This window comes from Bacillus sp. 522_BSPC (assembly GCF_001076885.1).
GTDB classification, from domain to species: domain Bacteria; phylum Bacillota; class Bacilli; order Bacillales; family Cytobacillaceae; genus Niallia; species Niallia hominis.
Genome location: NZ_JVDT01000049.1, coordinates 1 through 4535 on the forward strand (window position 1 = coordinate 1; position 4535 = coordinate 4535).

Consider the following 4535-nt stretch of genomic DNA (forward strand, 5'->3'; position numbering starts at 1 on the left):
AGGAAAGGAAGAAGAAGCGAAAGCCATATTAATGGAAAACTTCCGAAAACAAAATGAAGGCACTTTTTCTCAAAGTGATATTGCAGAATTTATTCCTAAAATGATTACTCTGATAAGACCAGAAAAATTAGAAGAAATCCAAGCAATTGTAAAGCAGTTTTCCGGGAACTTCGGAAGTAAGTAAGAATGTAGACTTTCATTTAAATAGAGCTCACAAAACAGAACTATCTCCAATGCTTGTCTTTTTTATCCCACTTATCCTTTTATTGAATATGATATTGGGTGTAAAGTGAATGGGCGGTAGATAATAAATGAGTGGACATTTTAAAGAAATATTCGGATCTACAATCAACACGATTGGTACTATCCAAGCTGCTATTGGAAGTACCCCTTCGTTCCACCTTTCTAAAGAAACGAATTATCAACTCCGGTTAGTTGGTAATGTATTACAAGGAACAGGCAGCGCATTATCAGCTGACGGACAAGGAACGATTTCATTAGAAATGCTAGGAGATGAAATTCAAGCAATTGGAAATTCAACGGTTGTAACCGGCTTAATTCTTTATAAATTGAGTAAGATCCCAACTGAACAAAAATTAATTATTACGGGTAGCTGGATTCAAGCATTAGGTAGCTTTGTCGGACTTACAGATGAATTTTTTGACCATACGGCAGATGGAAGAATCGAAAATATAATTGGTGGTTTATTACAGGGGATTGGAAATTCTTTGCAGGCAGTGGGTGGAACGGAACAATTAAAAGGTATAAGTAGCCAGCAAAACCTCGGTACCATCGGAAGCTGGATTCAAGCGACTGGAGCTGTCCTTTCGCTCATTGGGCAAGTAAAAGAAGAAGTTGAAGAAATCGTCTTAAATATAAATGAATAATTAGTGCTGGTAGTAGAAAGAGAGGAAGAAAAACTCTTCCTCTCTACTGGATTTAACTACTATTGCACGCAAACTTTAATAGATATATATTACCCCTGAACATCACGTTTGGGAAACCCTTTCACGCTGGCAACCATTAATCCCGCTCCAATAATTATTAGTATAAATAATGGAAGAAACGTAGCATCCTCAATAGGAACTTGTGGAACGTGACCAAATGGAGAAAGTTTGCCTACCCAATTTGGAAATTGAAATAAGTTTCCTAAATATAAAACGAAAAAGGAATATAAAAAGTAACCCCATATCCAGCTCGTAAATCTCGGGAGAAGTCCATTCAGAATGGCCGCAAACCCAATCATTACAATCATCGCCGGAAAATACACGATGGCAGCATGATAGATCATACTAAATGATATTCCCTCTTCTATTACTGCTACAGCTGCAGACCACAAGCCAATCGCACTAAGAGATAGCATCACAAAACCATTTACAAGTGCAAGCACTACATAAGAGCCAATCAGCTTTTCCCGCGATATTGCGCGAACCAATAAATGCTCTAATCTTCCCTTTTTTTCCTCCACACGAAGTTTGTTCATCGCCATAACAGGAGGAATGGTTGCAATTAGGGAAAGCACAATCATTAATGTCGGAATAAATTGCTCAACGATCGATGTTCCTTCTGCATGTTGCAGCATTTGTTGATACATATCATTGCCTTCAAAAAATGATTCCAAATCACCGAATATTGAACCATAGGAGGCACCTAAAATATATAATCCAATTGCCCAAGCTATAAATCCTGTACGCTGTAAGCGAAATGCTAATCCAAGTGGACTTTGTAAAAAGCGTGATGCATATCTTCTACCTGATTTTGCAGCTATAAATCCTTGTTCCAAATCACGAATACTATTTAGAAAATTTGCTAGCACGTATAAGATGGCAGCAAGAGCCAGCATCAATAAGATGGCTCCCCAATTATTTGATGAATAAACCGCTGCTTTTGATACCCATCCTAACGGTGATATCCATGTTAATGTCTCATTACTTACATCTGTGACTGCTCGAAAAAGATAAGAAAGAATTAATACAGCAATAGACCATCCAATCGTCCCTCGAGAATTCTCTGATAGTTGGGCAAACACCGCCGTCACTCCTGTAAAAACGAAACCTGTTCCTCCTAATGCTGCTCCGTATAGTAACGATCCTTCAAGGTCCATGCTTTCAATTCCAAGAGCATATAGTCCAAAGCCGATTAATAACGCTAACGCAATAAATGTTCCACTCGTTACGATTAATGTAGCATTTAAATAAGAAAGACGACCCGTTGGCAGGGAACGAAGAATTTCAATACGACCATCTTCCTCATCTGCTCTTGTATGGCGGGTAACGAGCAAAATGGCCATTATCCCAACAATCACAGCCGTCATAACGATCATTTGATGTGCTGTCATGGCTCCAATTGTATAATGATCAAGATCTCCTGTCCCAAGCATCGCAGTCATTGCCGGGTTTGTCATTGTTTCTGTAATAGCGTCCCTATCCTGTTGTGTTTGATATAAACCATCTAATGCAGGAGGAATAATTAAAGTAAAAAGAACTAATCCTATTAGCCATAATAGAATTCTTATCCGATCAAGCCGGAGAATAAATCGTGAAAGGAGACCAGTGTTAGCAAATCGATTTCGATTCATTAACGTACACCTCCAGTTTCTTTCCCTTCTCCTTTATCTTTCCTTTCATAATGACTCATAAATAAGTCTTCAAGGGTTGGTGGTGCGCTTTCAAGCTTTACAATCCCAAACTGACTAATATATTTGATTGTATTATCCAGTTCCTCGGTATCTACTTGAAAAGACATACCTTTATCTGTATCTTTTATTTCGTATACCCCTGGTAATTCATGCAAGGATCCAATAGCTTCGCTTGTCTCCACAAGCATATATGTTCTTGTTAAGTGACGCAGTTCTTTTAATGTACCACTTTCAATGATTTGTCCCTGTCGAATGATTCCGACCCTATCACATAATTTTTCTACCTCTGAAAGTATATGGCTTGATAGAAGGACGCTTTTTCCTTTCCTTTTTACTTCCATAACACACTCTTGAAATACTTTCTCCATCAGCGGATCAAGTCCGGAGGTTGGTTCATCTAAAATATATAAATCAGCATCTTGCGAAAAGGCAGCAATTAGTGCAACCTTTTGACGGTTTCCCTTCGAATAAGTTCGACATTTCTTTGTTGGATCCAAATCAAATTTTTTTATCAATTCTTCTCTTCTGTTAGTTATATTGTTTCCTCGTAATTTAACAAATAAATCAATTACTTCCCCGCCAGTTAAATTCGGCCATAAATTGACATCCCCAGGTACATAAGCCAAGCGCTTGTGAATGTCCACCGCATCCTCCCAAGCATCCTTGCCAAATAACTTCACATCGCCTGCTGTTGCCTTTAAAATGCCAAGCAACACGCGGATTGTCGTTGATTTCCCAGCTCCATTCGGACCAATAAATCCAAATATTTCCCCACTGCCTACTTCAAAATTAACCCCATTAAGTGCTGTAAATCCTCCAAACTTCTTCGTTAAATTCCGGACTTCCAATACACTCATCGTTTTTCCCCCTCATTTATAAAAACTATTTTTCAGTAAGGTAGAATAGGTCTCCCATTCTTCAAATATTCTCTCCGACTCTATCAAAACTCAGTTATCTATGGGATCAATTCCTACTATATACTTACTACGCGGGAGATAATAGATTTCATATTTCTCCTCTTTGAACATTTCTATATCAAAATTCGTATTTGTTTTAAATACTTCTCCATCCATACTTTTATACACATAATCGACTGCTCCACCATACATTCCCGATGGATAATCTACCTCATAATCCGCTAAAACAATAACCTTCTCCACAGCCCCACTTTCAAGGTAATCTTTTGAATCTGCTATATTATTAATCCATTCAATTCCTAAAAAGATATACGCTAATCCTAAAAAGATAATGGTAAGGAAAGTAGCTGGCACTATTAATTTCTTTGGTTCTGCTGCCTTTTTAGCCAATAGGAGATAGATACTTCCAATCAGAACAATCAATCCAGCAATTAAAAACAAGCCTCCCCAAGTTGAATAGACGATAACATCCTTTAATAAAAAGAAGATGAAGGGATAATGCCCTTCTGTCAAATTTTTAACAAACAGCATATCTGTAACAAGCAAGCTAAAATATACCCAGATTACGAATAATGCAAATACTGCTATGAAGACATACGCTTGCCATTTATCCCACCAAGTTTCAGTTTGCTCTATGCCTTGTTTGTTCTCTCGCTTGGTTTTCGCGGTCATTTTTATCCCTCCAATTTTTTATAATAAGGGATTACGATTTACTAGAACAGAAGGTTCCGCTTACCTAATTTTTTGAGTAAATAGTCTGATATAAGGAGATGTTGTATAAGTAAAAATTCTTTTTTCCTATTGAAACAACAACAATCTTTTAGAAAACAGCCAAAAAGAAGAAGAGGCTGGGACATAAGTATTTAAACCAACAATAAACACGAACTATAATGCAAAATAATTATATTATAGTTCGTATTTGTTTTTTTGAAAAATGTTTAAAAACGAAGTGAAATGGAGCGGAGGACGCTCGACTCCTG

Annotated in this window: 5 protein-coding genes; 2 read left to right on the plus strand and 3 right to left on the minus strand. The window is 37.4% G+C overall.

Annotation, left to right across the window (positions count from 1 at the left end; genetic code table 11):
• Both ADJ83_RS04115 and ADJ83_RS04120 read left to right on the plus strand, forming a co-directional pair.
• Positions 1-184, plus strand: a 184-nt coding sequence (locus ADJ83_RS04115; protein WP_048717066.1) for a hypothetical protein, incomplete at its 5' end; no start/stop codon positions are given.
• A 127-nt stretch (positions 185-311) separates the two neighbouring features.
• Entirely contained in the window at positions 312-887 is a 576-nt protein-coding gene (locus ADJ83_RS04120) for a DUF6944 family repetitive protein (RefSeq protein ID WP_048717068.1), read from the plus strand.
• Between the two features lie 89 nt (positions 888-976).
• Here ADJ83_RS04120 and ADJ83_RS04125 read toward each other — a convergent pair whose 3' ends face one another.
• The 3 genes from ADJ83_RS04125 to ADJ83_RS04135 form a co-directional block, all read right to left on the minus strand.
• Positions 977-2578 carry an ABC transporter permease gene (locus ADJ83_RS04125; protein WP_048717070.1) on the minus strand — a complete coding sequence of 534 codons (1602 nt, stop codon included), beginning with the start codon at positions 2576-2578 and terminating at the stop codon, positions 977-979.
• The gene (locus ADJ83_RS04130; protein WP_048717072.1) at positions 2578-3495 is read right to left on the minus strand and encodes an ABC transporter ATP-binding protein; all 918 of its coding nucleotides are present in this window, start codon (positions 3493-3495) and stop codon (positions 2578-2580) included. The genes ADJ83_RS04125 and ADJ83_RS04130 overlap by 1 nt, the downstream gene beginning before the upstream one ends.
• A gap of 90 nt (positions 3496-3585) precedes the next feature.
• Positions 3586-4227: a hypothetical protein gene (locus tag ADJ83_RS04135; protein ID WP_031536020.1), complete on the minus strand. Its 642-nt coding sequence runs from the start codon at positions 4225-4227 to the stop codon at positions 3586-3588.
• Between the last annotated feature and the right edge of the window lie 308 nt (positions 4228-4535).